We start from the raw sequence: 15722 nt of genomic DNA, 5'->3' as shown, positions 1-15722 counted from the left end.
CGTTTCGTCCCCGCCGGTCCCCTGCCCGCTGCCAGACTCGGGCCACGGGGGTGAGGGTGTGCCGGAGGACGCCTACGCGCGGGCGCTGGAGAACGCCGAGCGGCTGCTCGGCCAGCCGCTCACCCTGCCGCTCGGTCCCGGTGAACCCGCTGTCGGAGCGGACTTCCGGCGGCTGGCCACCCTGCACACCTTCGGTGACGCGTGGCCCCGCGAGGGCCTGGACCTGCGCTCCCGCTGCCTGGTGTCGGTGGCGATCGCGGCGGCGTTGGGCACCCACGAGCCGCTGCGCGGACAGCTGCGGATCGCGCTGCACTCCGGGGTGAGCCGGGAGGAGATCGTCGAGCTGTTCATCCACCTGGCCGCCTACGCCGGCGCGGCGCGGGCGTTCGACAGCTACCAGCTCGCCGTGGCGGTGTTCGGCGAAACCCGCTGACCGGTCAGGCGGGGCGTTCGCCGAGCAGGGCCGCGAGCAGCTCCAGGTCCGCCGCGGTCAGGCTCTCCAACTGGTGTACGCCGTCGGTCGGCGGCAGCGGCACCTCGGCCGGAACGGCCAGCACGGCGGCCCCGGCCGCCAGCGCGCTGGCCACCCCGGTCGGCGAGTCCTCGATCGCCACGCACCGCTCGATCGGCACACCGAGCAGCCGCGCCGCGGTCAGGTACGGCTCCGGGTGCGGCTTGGCCGCGTCCACCTCGTCGCCGCAGACCACCGCGTCGAAGCTGTCCCGGCCCAGGGTGTCGAGGGCGACCTCGACCAGCGGCCGGCCGCTGGAGGTGACCAGGGCGGTGGGGATGCCCGCGGCGCGGACCGCGCGCAGCAGGGCCATGGCCCCCGGCCGCCAGCGCAGCCCGCTGCGGAACAGCTCCAGGATCCGAGCGTTGATCCACTCGGCGCTGGCCTGCGGGTCCCGCTCCGGCTGGCCGAGGTCGTCGTGCACGATCCGCATCGAGGCGTCCATGCTGGTGCCGATGATCGCCTTGCGGGCCGCCTCGGAGAGCTCACCGCCGTAGAACGCGGCGAGTTCCTGCAACGCGACGTCCCAGAGCTTCTCGCTGTCGACCAGGGTGCCGTCCATGTCGAAGAGCACGGCGGCGGGGTGTCTGCTGCTCAGCGGGGGCCTCCCTCGGATGCGCGTACCCGACGATCCTCTCAGCCGGGCCGCGCCGGGTGACCGCCGTCCCCGTCGAGGGTGACCTGCGACATCAGCCGAGGCCGCAGGCGTCCAGGGAGTTCTCGTAGCCGCGGAAGAACGAGTCGGTGCGCTGCTCGGCGGTGCCGTGCGAGCCTTCGGCGAACCAGGGCTGGTCCGGGTCGTCGCCGACGGCCAGCAGCCCCTCCCGGAACTCGTCCAGGTCGCCCTCGGCCAGGGTCAGCGTCCCCGAGCGCACGTTGTCGCCGATGTACGCCCCGGCCATGCAGTCCGCCTGCAACTCCTGCTGAATGGTGAAGTTGTAGCGGATGCCGAGGCGGACCTGGACGCCGTGGGCGTACTCGTGGCCGAGCAGGTAGAACAGGAAGGCATCGCCGACCTGCCGGAACGCCCCCACCGACCAGTTCACGTCGTAGGCGATGAAGTCGCCCGCCGAGCAGTAGACCGCGTTGTTGCGGGGCAGCCCCTCGCCGCCGCAGGAGACCTCGCCGGACCTGGTGTAGGGCACCACCCGCCGGATCGGCTGGAACCGCTTGCCGGAGTCGCGGAACCGGTCCGTCCAGTAGCGCTCGGCGATGCCCACGGCGTCGGAGAAGTCCTGCTTGAACTCGGCCACGCTCGTGGTGCCGTCCGCCCGGGTCGAGTCCGCTCCCGGGGAGGCCGGCTGGCCGCTCTGCCGCGGGCGGGGCTGCTCCGGCTCGCCCTGGTCCCGCCCGCCGCCCATGCAGCCGGCCGCCACCACCACGGCCACCAGCAGCCCGGCGAGCGGCCCCGGCCGCCGACGTCGCGCCTTCTCCCCCACCGCTGCCTCCCGGCTGAATCGCTGTGTCAGCGCAGTACCCCGACCACGCGCCGTTGATGCCCACCGGGGATCACGTGCCCGCGCCGGCCTTCGTTCATCGGGCGGCGGCGAACAGCGGCAGGTCGGAGTCGAATTGCACGCCGGCCCCGGCACCCGCGTCGTACGCCGGGCTGCGCCAGCGCACGTCCGGCATACCCGGCCAGGCTCAGAAGGGGCCGGAGTCGCGCTGGGCGCGCTGCACCGTGTCGCCCTGCGCGGCGTGGCGCTCGCCCTCGTACCGCGACTGCCGGGCCCGGGCGCTGCGGCCGGCGGCCCGGTCCTCGTCCGGGATGGACCGCCGCCGATCCCGCCAGGAGACGTAGCCCACCGCCACGGCCACCACCACGCCCACCACCGCCAGTGTCACCAGCGTCGTCATGCCCGCCACGGTAGGGCCGCCGTGCACCCTCCGGTCACGACTACAGTGCGGCGATGATCGACACGGACTTCGACGCCCACGAACGGTCCCGGTGGGCGGGCCGGGCCGAGGCGTACGCGCGCAGCTTCGGCCGGCTCTGCGCGTACCCGGCGGGGGCGTTGCTGGACGCGGCGGGCGTGCGGGCCGGACGGCGGGTGATCGACGTGGGCACCGGGCCGGGCACCGTCGCGGCGGCGGCCCTCGCCCGCGGCGCCGAGGTGGTGGCGGTCGACGCGGAGCCGAGCATGCTGGACGCGGCGCGGCGGGCCGCGCCCGGCGCGGAGGTCCGCGCCGCGGTGCTGCCACGCCTGCCGTTCCCGCCCGCCGACTTCGACGCGGCGGTCGCGAACTTCGTGCTCAACCACGTCGGCGACCCGGCCGCCGGCCTGGCCGAGCTGCGCCGGGTGGTCCGCCCGGGCGGCCGGGTGGCGGTGACCGTCTGGCCGTCCCCGCACCCGCCGCTGCAACGGCTCTGGGGTGCGGCCCTCGCCGCCGCCGGCGTGGCCATGCCGCCGGACCTGCCCCGGCCCGCGCCCGAGCGGGACTTCCCGCGCACCGAGGCGGGCCTGGCCGGGCTGCTGGCCGCCGCCGGGCTGGCCGACGTCCGGTGCGTGACGCTGACCTGGGCGCACCGCACCGACCCGGAGGACTGGTGGGCCGGCCCGGCGGCCGGCATCAGCACCATCGGCCTGATGCTGGAACGGCAGCCGGCCGACGTACGCGCGCGGGTGCGGCGGGAGTACGACCGGCTCACCGCCCCCTACCGGGACGCTGACGGCATGCTGGCGCTGCCCACCGCCGCGCTGGTCGCTTCGGCCCGGGTGGGCTGATCCGCCCCTAGGCTGTGTCCGGGGCGGCTCCGCGGCTCCGACGTCCCGGGTGAGCGGCGCCGCGGGGCGCCGGCCGAGAGGAGACACCGTGAAGTATCTGATCATGCTCTACGGCACCCAGCGGGACTACGACGCCATGGCCGGGCGGCCCGGCGACCAGCCACCGATGAGCCCCGAGCAGCTCGCCGCGATGCACGCCCACATGGAGGCGATCCACAAGGACCTGGCCGAGACCGGGGAACTGGTCGACGCGCAGGGGCTGTCCGCGCCGGTGCACGCCCGCCGGGTCCGGCTGCGCGGCGGCGCGCCCGTGGTCACCGACGGCCCGTACGCCGAGACGCAGGAGGTGCTGGCCGGCTACACGATGGTCGAGTGCGTCAGCTTCGACCGGGCCACCGAGATCGCCGCCCGGTTCGTCAACCCGGACGCCGAGGGCGAATACGTCGACGTGCGGCCGGTCGTGGACGGCGTCGAGGAACTCCAGGGCTGACCGGTGCCCGCCGAGCGCGTCGAGGACCTGCTGCGCACCCTGGCGCCGCAGGTCCTCGGCGCGCTCGTCCGCCGGTACGGGCACTTCGACACCGCCGAGGACGCCACCCAGGAGGCGCTGCTCACCGCCGCCACCCGCTGGCCCGCGGACGGGCTGCCGGAGGACCCGAAGGCGTGGCTGATCACCGTGGCGTCCCGCCGGCTGACCGACCTGCTCCGCGCCGAGCAGGCCCGGCGCCGCCGGGAGGACAGCGTCGCCCGGGAAGCGCCGGCGGACCGGTGGCTGGCGCCGCCCGCGGACACCGCGCCGGACGACGCCGACGACAGCCTCATCCTGCTGTTCCTCTGCTGCCACCCGGCGCTGCCACCGGCGGGGCAGATCGCGCTGACGCTGCGCGCGGTCGGCGGGCTGAGCACCGCGGAGGTGGCCCGAGCGTTCCTGGTGCCGGAGGCGACCATGACCCGGCGGATCACCCGGGCCAAGCAGCGCATCCGGGACAGCGGCCTGCCGTTCGCCCCGCCCGCCAGCCCGGAACGGGCCGCCCGGCTCGACGCCGTGCTGCACGTGCTCTACCTGATCTTCAACGAGGGGTACGCGAGCACCGCCGGGGAGCGGCTGCACCGGCCCGACCTAACCGCCGAGGCGATCCGGCTGGCCCGGTTGCTGCACCGGCTCACCGACGACGCGGAGGTGACCGGGCTACTGGCGTTGATGCTGCTCACCGACGCGCGTACCCCGGCGCGGACCGGCCCGGACGGGACCCTGGTGCCGATGGCCGAGCAGGACCGGCGGCGCTGGCGCGCCGACCAGATCGCCGAGGGAACGAGGCTGGTCACCGCGGCGCTGCCCCGGGGCGCGGTCGGGCCCTACCAGCTCCAGGCGGCGATCGCCGCGCTGCACGACGAGGCGCCCGGCGTCGAGGCGACGGACTGGCCGCAGATCGTCGCCCTCTACGAGATGCTGCTGACCCTGCACGACAACCCGGTGGTCCGACTGAACCACGCCGTGGCGGTGGCCATGGCGCGCGGGCCGCGGGCGGGCCTGGCGCTGCTCGACGCGCTGGCGACCGACCGTCTGGTCGCCCAGGACCACCGCCGGTACGCGGCCCGGGCGCACCTGCTGGAGCTGGCCGGGGAGCCGGACGCCGCGCGGGAGGCGTACCTGGCGGCGGCCCGCCGGTCGATGAACCTGGCTCAGCAGCGCTACCTGCACGGCCGCGCGGCCCGGCTGGGCTAGCACGAGTACGCGCGAATGGCGCCCCGGCGGGGGCGCCTGCCGTATGGTGCGGCCTCAGTCCAGGCCGCGCATGATGTGCGGTTCGCCGTCGTCGTCGCCGAAGCAGCGGTGCAGCGTCTGCGCGCGGGCCCACAGGTCCAGGCTGCTCGGCGGCCCGACCGGCGGTGGACCGGCCGGCGCGTTCAGCACGGGGGCCGGGTCCGGCGGAACCTTCGAAGCGATGTCGTCGGTCATCTCCGCCCCTTTCGTCGTACCCCATGCTCGTCCTCGAACGTCACAGCCGCATCTCCCGGGCTGCGCCGGCGTGGACGGCGGGCCGGGGCCCGCGCTGCTGGTCGGGGGCGCTTACCCGCCCGGGCGGGGCCGGTAACCCGTACTCCGGTCACCGTAGCGGGCGGGACCGGGCGGCACAGCGGGTTTCTCCCGCGCGGCGGTCAGCCGCGGGCGTCGAGGAGCCGGTCGAGGTTCGCCGCGGTGCTGATGAGCGAGAGGTGGCTGAACGCCTGCGGGAAGTTGCCGGCCTGCTCCCCGCTGGGGGCGATCTCCTCCGAGTAGAGGCCGAGCTGGCTGGCGTAGGTGAGCATCTTCTCGAAGGTCAGCTGCGCGTCGTCGAGCCGGCCGGACTCCGCCAGGGCCTGCACGTACCAGAAGGTGCACATGGTGAAGGTGCTCTCCCTGCCGGCGAGGCCGTCCGGCGTGGCCGACGGGTCGTAGCGGTAGACCAGGCTGTCGGAGACGAGTTCGCCGTCGATGGCCCGCAGCGTCGACTGCCACATCGGATCGGTCGGCGCCACGAGACCGAGCGAGGGCATGGCGAGCAGAGAGGCGTCGAGCACGTCCGTGCCGTAGTGCTGGACGAAGGCACGCCGTCCCGGGTCGTAGCCGCGCGCCATGATCTGGTCGTAGACCCGGTTGCGGGTCTGCGTCCACCGGACGAGGTCGGCGGGGCGCCCGTGCCGGTGGGCCAGCCGGACGGCTCGGTCGAGGGCCACCCACGACATCAGTCGCCCGTAGGTGAAGTCCTGCCGGCCGGCCCGCGTCTCCCAGATCCCGTCCTCGGGCTGGTCCCAGTGCGCGCAGAGCCAGTCCATCACCCGGACCAGATTCTGCCAGCCCTCATGGGACCCCTTCAGGCCCTGATCGCTGGCGAGGTGCAGGGAGTTGAGCACCTCGCCGTAGATGTCGAGCTGCAGTTGGTTCGCCGCGCCGTTGCCGATCCGCACCGGCGCGGACCCGCGGTAGCCCTCGAAGTGGTCGAGCACCTCCTCGGTGAGGTCCGGCGAGCCGTCCACCCGGTACATGATCTGCAACGGCACGCCGCCCACCTCGGCGTCCCGGACCCGGTCCTCCACCCAGTGCTGGTACTGCCAAGCCTCGTCGGTGAAGCCCAGGCTGAGCAGGGCGTGCACCGAGAAGGACGCGTCCCGGATCCAGGTGTAGCGGTAGTCCCAGTTGCGTTCGCCGCCCACCTGTTCGGGCAGCCCGGCGGTGGGGGCGGCGACGAGCGCGCCGGTCGGCGCGTACGTCATGAGTTTGAGCGTCATGGCGGATCGCTCGACCATCTCCCGCCACCGTCCCGTGTAGCAGGAGCGGCCGATCCAGCCCCGCCAGAAGTCGCGGGTCTGTTCGAGCAGCTCGCGCGCCTGCTCCGGCGAATAGGGACGCGGCGGCTCCGGGGACTGCGTCTCCAGGATCACGCCGCCGGCCTCGCCCTCGTGCAGGGTGGCGACGACGCAGACGCCCTCCTCGCTCCGCCGGCGCTCGTGCTCGTCGTAGAGCTTGTCGGCGTAGCGGACGGTGTTCACCGTGAGCGAGAGCCCGGGACTGCGGAAGACGGTGCCGTGCGGGTGCACCTCCAGCTCGTGCCGGTCCCGCCCGTAGTTGAACCGGGGGCGGCAGTCCACCAGGAACCGCATCGTGCCGCGCACCACCCTCAGCATCCGGACCAGGCGGTGGTGGTCGGTGGCCCGGTCGCCCGCGACCGGCATGAAGTCGATCAGCTCACCCACCCCCTCGGCGCTGAGAAAACGCGTGATGAGGATCGGGGTCCCCGGCAGGTAGAGCTGTTTGCTCGTGTAGTCGACGCCCTCCGGGGAGACCTGGAAGTGGCCACCGCGACGCCGGTCGAGCAGGCCGCCGAAGATGCTCGGCGAATCGAACCGGGGTGCGCAGAACCAGTCCAGCGTGCCGTCCTTGGTGATCAGCGCCGCCGTCTGGAGATCGCCGATCAGGCCGTGGTCCTCCACCGCGGGGTACGAGTCCACCCGGACCTCCCACCTCGTTCCGCCGTTGCCCCCCCGGCGACTACCCCTGCTCAGGCGGCACACACCTGACGGCCCGGCAGCTCGCCCGGTTCGACGCCGGGAGCGGCGTCCGTCCGGTTCCGGTCATCCACTGTTCACGGAACTTGATCTAGACCATTACTTCCAGCTCTGTCTATATGGGTGCCAGTACATGCCAATCCCATCCGGATGGAGTCCCATGACCCGCTCGCTGCGCGCCACGGCCATCAGCCTCGCCGCGATCCTGGCCGCCACCCTCGGCCTCACCCAGCCCGCCTGGGCCGCCAGCTACTCCGCCTCCCTGACCACCGCCGTCGCCGGCCTCCCCGTCGCCACCGAGGTCCGCACCGGGTACAGCCGGGACCTCTTCCCACACTGGATCGACGCCGACGGCGACGGCTGCAACACCCGCAACGAGGTCCTCTACGCCGAGGCCACCACCAAGCCCACGATCAGCGGCACCTGCACCCTCTCCGGCGGCCGCTGGTACTCCTACTACGACAACGCCTACTGGACGCTCACCGGCGACCTCGACATCGACCACATGGTGCCGCTCGCCGAGGCCTGGGACTCCGGCGCCCGCAACTGGACCACCAGCCGCCGCCAGGCGTACGCCAACGACCTGGGCGACTCCCGCGCGCTGGCCGCCGTCACCGACAACGTCAACCAGGCCAAGGGCGACCAGGACCCGGCCACCTGGATGCCGTCGTACGCCTCCGCCCGCTGCCGATACATCGGCGAGTGGGTCGCGGTGAAGACCCGGTGGCGGCTGACCGTGGACAGCGCGGAGAAGAGCGCCCTGACCAGCTGGGCCAACAACTGCCCGGCCGCCACCATCTCCGTCACCTACGCCTACTGACGCCCGCCGTCGTTGGATCTTGGAGAGTTGTCGTTCGCTCCGAGCGTCAACTCTCCAAGATCGCACGTCACCTGCGTTGACGCTTGGCGTCGGTGGTCGCCGGTTGGTCCGCCTTGACGGCCATCGCCGCTGAGCGCTGACCGGCTATCGAAACCAGCTGGCCGAGGAACTCGCGGAAGAGCCGGCAGAGGTTCGAGATGACCCGCTCGTGGTCGTCATCGCTGACGAGGCAGTCCTCAACGGCCTGTCGATGGCATGATCCTCGGCGTCGCCGAACCTCCTGAACTGGTCGTCGGACGCCCCACCGGCAACCACCTGACCGTTCGCCTGATCGGAAGAATGCACCCCGGCAGCAGCGACTACTGGGACGGCAACTGGCTGATCAGCCCGATCTCGGCCCACCTTGGCAGCTTCTCAGCCCAGCTCTCCGCCGGGCTACGCGTCGATGAGCTCCAGACCTTCCGACACGGCCTGGAGCAGATGAATCAACAACTGCATGGCGAAGCAGTGCTCACCTCGCTCGAAGGTTGGATCTCACTGACTGTGGCCTGTCGGCCGACCGGCTCGCTGGGCGTCACCGGAGAGCTTGTCGACGATCCCGGCGTCGACAACCGCCTGACATTCGCCATCAGCGACCTCGACCAGACCGACATCCCCGCGATGCTCACAGCGCTGTCGGCAATCGAGCGCGCCTACCCGCTTCTCGGGCAGCGCTGACCTCTGCCGTCCGACCAACCATCCAGCGGCCAGTCTCACCAGGACGTTCCGAGGCGTGGGCGTCACTTGGCGGGTATTGATCCAATTCCGGAACGTACTCCATGGAATCGGACAAGCCGGCCCGTGAGCCGCGCACCAAGTATCAGGGTCAGCGATGGTCGCTGTTGGTTCGCGTTGGACGGCCTGGAGACGGCACGATCTTGGCTCTGTCGATCTTGTGTGCGAGGCTTCGGCGGTGACTGACTTCGGCATCCGCGCAGCCACCCCGGCCGACTACGAATTCATGGTCGACATGCTCGTGGAGGCCGTGAACTGGCTGCCTGAGCGCAACTGGTCCCGCGAGCAGGTCATGGCGAACCCCGCGCTGGCTCACTATGTCACCGGTTGGATGCAGCCGAACGACTTCGGCCTGGTGGCGGTGGACCCGGCTGACCGGCCGGTCGGCGCGGCCTGGTTCCGATACCTGACCGCCGCAGATCCGGGCTACGGGTACGTGGGTGACGACGTGCCAGAGCTGACTATCGGCGTGGCGGAGACCTGGCGAGGCCGCGGTGTGGGCCGGGCGCTCTTGCGCGCTGTTCTGAACGTCGCACGAGAACGTGGCGTCCAGACGGTGTCGCTGAGCGTGGAGCGGGCGAACTTCGCTGCGAGGCTGTACGCCGCTGAAGGGTTCCGCACGGTTGAGTCGTTCGAGGACGCGGACACGATGGTCGCTGAGATCGGGGCCTGACGCTCGGTGGTGCCCCAGTCGAGTCACTGCGACGGCAGCACTGCAGCTCCCTCGATCCATGCGGCTCTCCCTCCCCCTGCACCCCTAGCCATCCCGTCGGCCTTCGTCCGCACGCCGTGGAGCGGGTATGACCCGCCCGGTCAAGGTGGAGCGGCTGAACGGCCTTGCCCGGGCAGACCCTGCTCGCTCGGCGGCGCCCGGACGAAGGTTGGCGGGATGGCACCAACCATCCCGGAGCGTTCGAGGCCCCGCCGGGGAGACGCCCTGGTCTTCACGCTCAACTCCGAAGCCCGGGATCTGCCTGTACTCATGGCGGCCCGGGGCCTCGTCGTATGTCGCTCCGCCAGCGGGCTATCACCTACCCGTTGGCCAAAGGCCAGAGGCGAGGCGGCGGGCCTTCGGGCCGGCCCAGGTTCGGCGCCGCTTGATCTCGTACAGAAAGTTCACACGCTCATCTGTCGCAGCGCGTGTGTGTCCCGGCTGATGCTTGGCACTCGCGTCCCAGCACATGCTTGGCGGACGGGGCGCTGCTCAACTGTTGAGGCCGGTACCCTGCGCCGGTGCCGGTCCCCCACAGCCTCCGCGAGCGATTCCGTGATCCGGCCTTCTGGCAGACGTTCTTCTTTGACGCCGAGGGCGCCACCCGAGTCCCGGATGCCACCGTTGAGCTTTCCGTAGGTGGCGGTTGCCAGCTGGTGCTTGAGGTGCATGGCCGGTACGACTCCTACGAACTCGGTATCCGCACCCCAACGTCGGACGGCATTCGCAGCATCGGCTGGGACGACATGGCTCATTGGCACCCGTTCGCGTTCCGGTGGTGGGAACTCGACCTCATCTGCCGCGCGGTAGCTGCCCTCGACCCGCTGATGCCGCACCCTGGGCCCACGCTGGTCCTGCTCTGCCGCTTCGTCAGCGTCCAGGACGACGATGACGTCGAGCGGATCAGCTCGACCATGCACACGGCGTTCGAGTCACTGCGCCCCGCTGGCTGGGCAGGTTACTGGCCGAACGTCACCGACTGGCTGGCACGCCGCGACTTCCGCGGACGCGGCGTCTCCTGGACCCGCGACCAGTCGGGCAACCTGTACGCCGTCCAGGAGGACAACAGCGACTACCCCTTCTACAGCATGCGCGGCGAGCCCACCGACGACCCGGCCGGCTTCCCTTACGAGGAATGGCGGAACCTCCTCGTAGCAGCTGGCAACACACTCGGCGTCTAGGCCAACCATCAAGCACGTCCTGGGACGGATTCGTCGAGCATGTTGGGACCAGACCAGGCCCTCTCGGCGTACCTGGGGCACTCCGACCCCGGCTTCACCCTCCGGATCTACACGCACCTGCTGCCAGCCAACGAGGATCGCACCCGCCGCGCGATCGACCACGCCTTCGCCGACGACCCGCAGACCCCCGACGGCTTGGAAACGGCATGATTATGGAGATCACGGCCGTTCCGGGTGCTCCGCCCGTAGGTCAGAGCACCTGCGGGGATCACTTGGCGTTGAAGTAGTTGGCCTCGGGGTGGTGGACGACGATCGCGTCGGTGGCCTGCTCGGGGACGAGCTGGAACTCCTCCGAGAGCTGGACGTTGATCCGCTCGGCGCCGAGCAGCTCCACGATCTTCGCCCGGTCCTCCAGGTCCGGGCAGGCCGGGTAGCCGAACGCGTACCGGCAGCCCCGGTAGTCGGTGCGCAGCAGACCAGCCAGGTCCGCCGGATCCTCGTCGGCGACCGTACGCCCACCCGGCAGGACCAGCTCGGAACGGATCCGCCGGTGCCAGTACTCGGCCAGCGCCTCGGTGAGCTGCACCGACAGGCCGTGCACCTCCAGGTAGTCGCGGTACTCGTTGCCGGCGAACATCTTCGCCGTGTACTCGCTGATCGGCTGCCCCACGGTGACCAGCTGCAGCGCCACCACATCCAGCTGCTCGCCCTGCGGGCGGAAGAAGTCGGCCAGGCAGAGCCGGCGCTCCTGCCGCTGACGCGGGAACGAGAACCGGGCCCGCTCGCTGTGCCCGTTCTCGTCCAGGATCACCAGGTCGTTGCCCTCCGAGTACGCCGGGAAGTAGCCGTACACCACGGCCGCCTCGAGGACCTGGTCGGCGATGAGCCGGTCCAGCCAGTAGCGCAGCCGCGGCCGCCCCTCGGTCTCCACCAGCTCCTCGTAGGACGGGCCCTTGCCGCCCCGGGCGCCGCGCAGCCCCCACTGGCCCAGGAATGTGGCCCGCTCGTCGAGCAGCGCCGCGTAGTCGGCCAGCGGCACGCCCTTGACCACCCGGGTGCCGAAGAACGGCGGGGTGGGCACCTCCACGTCGGCGGCCACGTCGGAGCGGACCGACGCGTCGTCCAGCTCCGGCAGCGCCTCGCGGACCAGCGCCCGCTGCCGCTCCCGCCGCTCCCGGCGCGCCGCCAGGGCGGCCTCCCGGTCCGGGTCGACCACCGGCGCGCCGCCCCGCTTGGCGGCCATCACCCGGTCCATGAGGGACAACCCCTCGAACGCGTCCCGGGCGTAGTGCACCTGCCCGGGGAACGCCGAGCGCAGGTCGTCCTCCACGTACGCCCGGGTGAGCGCCGCGCCGCCGAGCAGCACCGGCCAGCGCTCCGCGACCCCGCGCGCGGCCATCTCGGCCAGGTTCTCCTTCATGATGACCGTGCTCTTGACCAGCAGGCCGGACATGCCGATCGCGTCGGCGCGGTGCTCCTCGGCGGCGTCGAGGATCGCGTTGATCGGCTGCTTGATGCCGATGTTGACGACGTCGTAGCCGTTGTTGGACAGGATGATGTCGACCAGGTTCTTGCCGATGTCGTGCACGTCGCCCTTGACGGTGGCGAGCACGATCCGCCCCTTGCCGTCGTCGTCGGTCTTCTCCATGTGCGGCTCCAGGTAGGCCACCGCGGTCTTCATCACCTCGGCGGACTGGAGCACGAACGGCAGCTGCATCTGGCCGGAACCGAACAGCTCACCGACCACCTTCATGCCGTCCAGCAGCAGGTCGTTGATGATGGACAGCGGCGTACGCCCCTCGGCCATCGCGGTGTCGAGGTCGGCCTCCAGCCCGTTGCGCTCGCCGTCGATGATCCGCCGCTTGAGCCGCTCGTCCAGCGGCAGCGCGGCCAACTCCTCGGCCCGGGTGGCCCGCGCCGAGGCGGCGTCGACGCCCTCGAAGACCTCGATGAACCGCTGCACCGGGTCGTAGCCCTCGCGGCGCCGGTCGTAGACCAGGTCGAGCGCGATCTCGCGCTGCTCGTCCGGGATCCTCGACATCGGCAGGATCTTGCTGGCGTGCACGATCGCCGAGGTCAGGCCGGCCTGCGCGCACTCGTGCAGGAACACCGAATTGAGCACCTGCCGGGCCGCCGGGTTCAGGCCGAAGGAGATGTTCGAGATGCCCAGGGTGAAGTTGACCCTGGGGTAGCGGGCGGCGATCTCCCGGATCGCCTCGATCGTCTCGATCCCGTCGCGGCGGGTCTCCTCTTGGCCGGTGGCGATCGGGAAGGTCAGCGCGTCGATGAGGATGTCCTCCCGGCGCAGCCCCCACCGGCCGGTGAGGTCGTCGATCAGCCGACCCGCGACGCGTACCTTCCAGTCCCGGGTGCGGGCCTGGCCCTCCTCGTCGATGAGTAGCGCCACCACGGCGGCGCCGTGTTCCCGGACCACCGGCATCACCCGGGCGTAGCGGGACTCCGGGCCGTCGCCGTCCTCGAAGTTGACCGAGTTGACCACGCAGCGGCCGCCGAGCATCTCCAGCCCCGCCTCGACCACGGCCGGCTCGGTCGAGTCCAGCATGATCGGCAGGGTGGAGGCGGTGGCGAACCGGCCGGCCAGCTCGCGCATGTCCTGCGTGCCGTCCCGGCCGACGTAGTCGACGCAGAGGTCCAGCAGGTGCGAGCCGTCCCGGGCCTGGCCGCGGGCGATCTCCACGCAGGCCTGCCAGTCGGCGGCGAGCATGGCCTCGCGGAACGCCTTGGAGCCGTTGGCGTTGCTCCGCTCCCCCACCATCAGGATGCTGGCGTCCTGGGCGAACGGCACGTGGTGGTAGATCGAGGAGACGCCGGCCTCGGGGCGCGGCTCCCGGGCCACCGGCCGCCGCCCGCGCAGCCGCTCCACGAGCACCCGGATGTGCTCCGGGGTGGTGCCGCAGCAGCCACCGACCAGGGCCACGCCGTAGTCGGTGACGAACTGGTCCAGCGCGTCGGCCAGCTCGACCGGGGTCAGCGGGAAGTACGCCCCGTCGGCGGTCAGCACGGGCAGGCCGGCGTTGGGCATCACCGAGACCGGGATACGCGAGTGCTGGGACAGGTAGCGCAGGTGTTCGCCCATCTCCGCCGGGCCGGTCGAGCAGTTGAGGCCGATCAGGTCGACGCCGAGCGGCTCGATCGCGGTCAGCGCGGCGCCGATCTCGCTGCCCAGCAGCATGGTGCCGGTGGTCTCCACGGCCACCTGGCAGATGATCGGGACGTCCCGCCCCAGCTCCGCCCGGGCGCGCTTCGCGCCGACCACCGCCGCCTTGACCTGGAGCAGGTCCTGGCAGGTCTCGATAATCAGCCCGTCCGCCCCACCGGCGATCAGCCCGGCGGCGTTCTCCTGGTACGCGTCCCGCAGGGTCGCGTACGCCGCGTGCCCGAGGGTGGGCAGCTTGGTGCCGGGGCCCATCGAGCCGAGCACGAACCGCGGCTGCTCGGGCGTCGCGTACGCGTCGGCGGCCTCCCGGGCGAGCCGCGCGCCCGCCTCGGAGAGCTCGCGGATCCGCTCCGCGATGCCGTACTCGGCGAGGTTGGGCAGGTTGGCGCCGAAGGTGTTGGTCTCCACGCAGTCCGCGCCGGCGGCCAGGTACGCCTCGTGCACGCCCCGGACCACGTCCGGGCGGGTGACGTTGAGGATCTCGTTGCAGCCCTCAAGGCCCTCGAAGTCGTCCAGGGTCAGGTCGGCGGCGTGGAGCATGGTGCCCATCGCGCCGTCGGCGATGAGGATCCGGTCGGCCAGCACATCGAGCAACGAAATCCGCACAGGGCCAGGTTAGTGCGGCGCGGCGTCGACGGGTCACCGCAACCTCGCCTTCCCACATACTGTCAGCGGGATCACCGCGTACCTTTCATCCGGTTCGCCCGAGTGGTCGGGCCGGGTGACCGGCGCGGCCGACGGGCCGCGCCCGGCGGCGGCACGTAGGCTGGCGGACGTGAAGGACAACAGGGACGCGACCGTGCACGGCGGGCGGACGGCCGGGCGACGCCCGGGCGCCGCTCGCGACGAGCAGGGTGAGGTGACGGCGTGACCGAGTTCGACGGACTGCCGGTGCTGCGGTCCCCGGTCGCCATCGCGGCCTTCGAGGGGTGGAACGACGCCGCCGACGCCTCCACCGCGGCGGTGGAGCACCTGGAGCAGGTCTGGCAGGCGCGGCAGGTGACCGAGCTGGACCCGGAGGACTTCTACGACTTCCAGGTGAGCCGGCCGACCATCACCATGGCCGACGGCGAGACCCGCCGGGTCGAGTGGCCGACCACCCGGTTCATGGTGGCCAGCCCCGAGGGCACCGAGCGGGACGTGGTGCTGATCCGCGGCATCGAGCCGAGCATGCGCTGGCGCACCTTCTGCGAGCAGGTGTTGGAGATCTGCCACAGCCTCGAGGTCGAGCGGGTGGTGCTGCTCGGCGCGCTGCTGGCCGACGTGCCGTACACCCGGCCGCTGCCGATCAGCGGCAGCGCCTCGGACGCCGACGCCGCCAAGCGCTACCAGCTCACCCCCACCCGCTACGACGGGCCGACCGGCATCGTCGGGGTCCTCCACGACGCCTGCAGCCGAGCCGAGGTGGACGCCGTGTCGTTCTGGGTGCACGTGCCGCACTACGCCAACAACCCGCCCTGCCCCAAGGCCACCCTGGCGCTGCTGCACCGGGTCGAGGAGGTGCTCGACCTGCCGGTGCCGATGGCCGACCTGGCCGAGGAGGCCGCCGAGTGGGAGCAGCGGGTGCGCAGCGCCGCCGAGCAGGACGCCGAGTTGGGCGAGTACGTCCGTGAGCTGGAGGAGCGGGTCGGCGACGCCGGCATCACCCCGCTGACCGGCGACGAGATCGCCCAGGAGTTCGAAAAGTACCTGCGCCGCCGGGGCGGCTCCGCCGGCCCCACCGCCGGCTCCTGGTAGCACCTTCCGAAGAAGCCGGGTCCCGCCGAGGGCCCG

The 15722-nt window shown here is 72.0% G+C and carries 16 protein-coding genes; 10 read left to right on the top strand and 6 right to left on the bottom strand.

Going from position 1 to position 15722, the window contains the following annotated elements; all coding sequences use genetic code 11:
* Nucleotides 1-58 precede the first annotated feature (58 nt).
* Nucleotides 59-433, top strand: coding sequence for a carboxymuconolactone decarboxylase family protein (locus tag AB0F68_RS14005; RefSeq protein ID WP_357336698.1), 375 nt, complete (start codon nucleotides 59-61; stop codon nucleotides 431-433).
* A 4-nt stretch (nucleotides 434-437) separates the two neighbouring features.
* Here the strand turns inward: AB0F68_RS14005 and AB0F68_RS14000 are convergent, their stop codons facing one another.
* The 3 genes from AB0F68_RS14000 to AB0F68_RS13990 form a co-directional block, all read right to left on the bottom strand.
* Nucleotides 438-1085, bottom strand: a complete 648-nt coding sequence (locus tag AB0F68_RS14000; RefSeq protein WP_357336695.1) for an HAD family phosphatase — start codon at nucleotides 1083-1085, stop codon at nucleotides 438-440.
* Nucleotides 1086-1200: 115 nt separating this feature from the next.
* Nucleotides 1201-1950, bottom strand: a complete 750-nt coding sequence (locus AB0F68_RS13995) for a neutral zinc metallopeptidase (RefSeq protein ID WP_357336692.1) — start codon at nucleotides 1948-1950, stop codon at nucleotides 1201-1203.
* A 205-nt stretch (nucleotides 1951-2155) separates the two neighbouring features.
* Entirely contained in the window at nucleotides 2156-2368 is a 213-nt protein-coding gene (locus tag AB0F68_RS13990) for a hypothetical protein (RefSeq protein WP_357336690.1), read from the bottom strand.
* Nucleotides 2369-2421: 53 nt separating this feature from the next.
* Here AB0F68_RS13990 and AB0F68_RS13985 point away from each other — a divergent pair, with 53 nt between their 5' ends.
* The 3 genes from AB0F68_RS13985 (at nucleotide 2422) to AB0F68_RS13975 (ending at nucleotide 4963) form a co-directional block, all read left to right on the top strand.
* A complete protein-coding gene (locus AB0F68_RS13985; protein ID WP_357336687.1) occupies nucleotides 2422-3237 on the top strand; it encodes a methyltransferase domain-containing protein in 816 nt (271 codons plus the stop codon).
* 88 nt (nucleotides 3238-3325) lie between these two features.
* The gene (locus AB0F68_RS13980) at nucleotides 3326-3727 is read left to right on the top strand and encodes a YciI family protein (RefSeq protein ID WP_357336684.1); all 402 of its coding nucleotides are present in this window, start codon (nucleotides 3326-3328) and stop codon (nucleotides 3725-3727) included.
* 3 nt (nucleotides 3728-3730) lie between these two features.
* On the top strand, nucleotides 3731-4963 hold the full coding sequence (locus tag AB0F68_RS13975; RefSeq protein ID WP_357336680.1) for a sigma-70 family RNA polymerase sigma factor: 1233 nt from the start codon (nucleotides 3731-3733) through the stop codon (nucleotides 4961-4963).
* Between the two features lie 54 nt (nucleotides 4964-5017).
* Here AB0F68_RS13975 and AB0F68_RS13970 read toward each other — a convergent pair whose 3' ends face one another.
* The gene (locus AB0F68_RS13970) at nucleotides 5018-5197 is read right to left on the bottom strand and encodes a hypothetical protein (protein ID WP_357276366.1); all 180 of its coding nucleotides are present in this window, start codon (nucleotides 5195-5197) and stop codon (nucleotides 5018-5020) included.
* Nucleotides 5198-5397: 200 nt separating this feature from the next.
* A complete protein-coding gene (locus tag AB0F68_RS13965; protein ID WP_357336676.1) occupies nucleotides 5398-7227 on the bottom strand; it encodes a glycoside hydrolase family 15 protein in 1830 nt (609 codons plus the stop codon).
* A 217-nt stretch (nucleotides 7228-7444) separates the two neighbouring features.
* Between AB0F68_RS13965 and AB0F68_RS13960 the strand changes: the two genes are divergently transcribed.
* The 5 genes from AB0F68_RS13960 to AB0F68_RS13940 all read left to right on the top strand — a co-directional run bounded on the left by AB0F68_RS13960 (nucleotide 7445) and on the right by AB0F68_RS13940 (nucleotide 10981).
* The gene (locus AB0F68_RS13960) at nucleotides 7445-8104 is read left to right on the top strand and encodes an HNH endonuclease family protein (RefSeq protein ID WP_357336673.1); all 660 of its coding nucleotides are present in this window, start codon (nucleotides 7445-7447) and stop codon (nucleotides 8102-8104) included.
* Nucleotides 8105-8359: 255 nt separating this feature from the next.
* The gene (locus AB0F68_RS13955) at nucleotides 8360-8821 is read left to right on the top strand and encodes a hypothetical protein (protein WP_357336671.1); all 462 of its coding nucleotides are present in this window, start codon (nucleotides 8360-8362) and stop codon (nucleotides 8819-8821) included.
* A 235-nt stretch (nucleotides 8822-9056) separates the two neighbouring features.
* Nucleotides 9057-9551, top strand: a complete 495-nt coding sequence (locus AB0F68_RS13950) for a GNAT family N-acetyltransferase (RefSeq protein WP_357336669.1) — start codon at nucleotides 9057-9059, stop codon at nucleotides 9549-9551.
* Nucleotides 9552-10111: 560 nt separating this feature from the next.
* On the top strand, nucleotides 10112-10771 hold the full coding sequence (locus AB0F68_RS13945) for a hypothetical protein (RefSeq protein ID WP_357336666.1): 660 nt from the start codon (nucleotides 10112-10114) through the stop codon (nucleotides 10769-10771).
* Nucleotides 10772-10810: 39 nt separating this feature from the next.
* Nucleotides 10811-10981 (top strand): hypothetical protein, encoded by a 171-nt coding sequence (locus AB0F68_RS13940; RefSeq protein ID WP_357336664.1) that lies wholly within the window; start codon nucleotides 10811-10813, stop codon nucleotides 10979-10981.
* 58 nt (nucleotides 10982-11039) lie between these two features.
* On the opposite strand, the gene metH is transcribed toward AB0F68_RS13940, so the two are convergent.
* Nucleotides 11040-14555, bottom strand: coding sequence for a methionine synthase (gene metH, locus AB0F68_RS13935; protein ID WP_357336662.1), 3516 nt, complete (start codon nucleotides 14553-14555; stop codon nucleotides 11040-11042).
* A gap of 261 nt (nucleotides 14556-14816) precedes the next feature.
* On the opposite strand from metH, the gene AB0F68_RS13930 reads away from it, so the two are divergent.
* Nucleotides 14817-15686 carry a PAC2 family protein gene (locus AB0F68_RS13930; protein WP_262286142.1) on the top strand — a complete coding sequence of 290 codons (870 nt, stop codon included), beginning with the start codon at nucleotides 14817-14819 and terminating at the stop codon, nucleotides 15684-15686.
* The last annotated feature ends 36 nt before the right edge of the window (nucleotides 15687-15722 follow it).

The organism is Micromonospora sp. NPDC023966, assembly GCF_040639095.1.
Lineage (GTDB): Bacteria > Actinomycetota > Actinomycetes > Mycobacteriales > Micromonosporaceae > Micromonospora.
The sequence above is the reverse complement of the archived record's forward strand: the minus strand, read 5'-3'. Positions and strand labels throughout refer to the sequence as shown.

Excerpts from the sequence above, each read along its gene's own strand:
- AB0F68_RS13960 (WP_357336673.1), top strand. The coding sequence starts at position 7,445 with ATGACCCGCTCGCTGCGCGCCACGGCCATCAGCCTCGCCGCGATCCTG.
- AB0F68_RS13955 (WP_357336671.1), top strand. The coding sequence starts at position 8,360 with ATGATCCTCGGCGTCGCCGAACCTCCTGAACTGGTCGTCGGACGCCCC.
- AB0F68_RS13970 (WP_357276366.1), bottom strand. The coding sequence starts at position 5,197 with ATGACCGACGACATCGCTTCGAAGGTTCCGCCGGACCCGGCCCCCGTG.
- AB0F68_RS13940 (WP_357336664.1), top strand. The coding sequence starts at position 10,811 with ATGTTGGGACCAGACCAGGCCCTCTCGGCGTACCTGGGGCACTCCGAC.
- AB0F68_RS13990 (WP_357336690.1), bottom strand. The coding sequence starts at position 2,368 with ATGACGACGCTGGTGACACTGGCGGTGGTGGGCGTGGTGGTGGCCGTG.
- AB0F68_RS13985 (WP_357336687.1), top strand. The coding sequence starts at position 2,422 with ATGATCGACACGGACTTCGACGCCCACGAACGGTCCCGGTGGGCGGGC.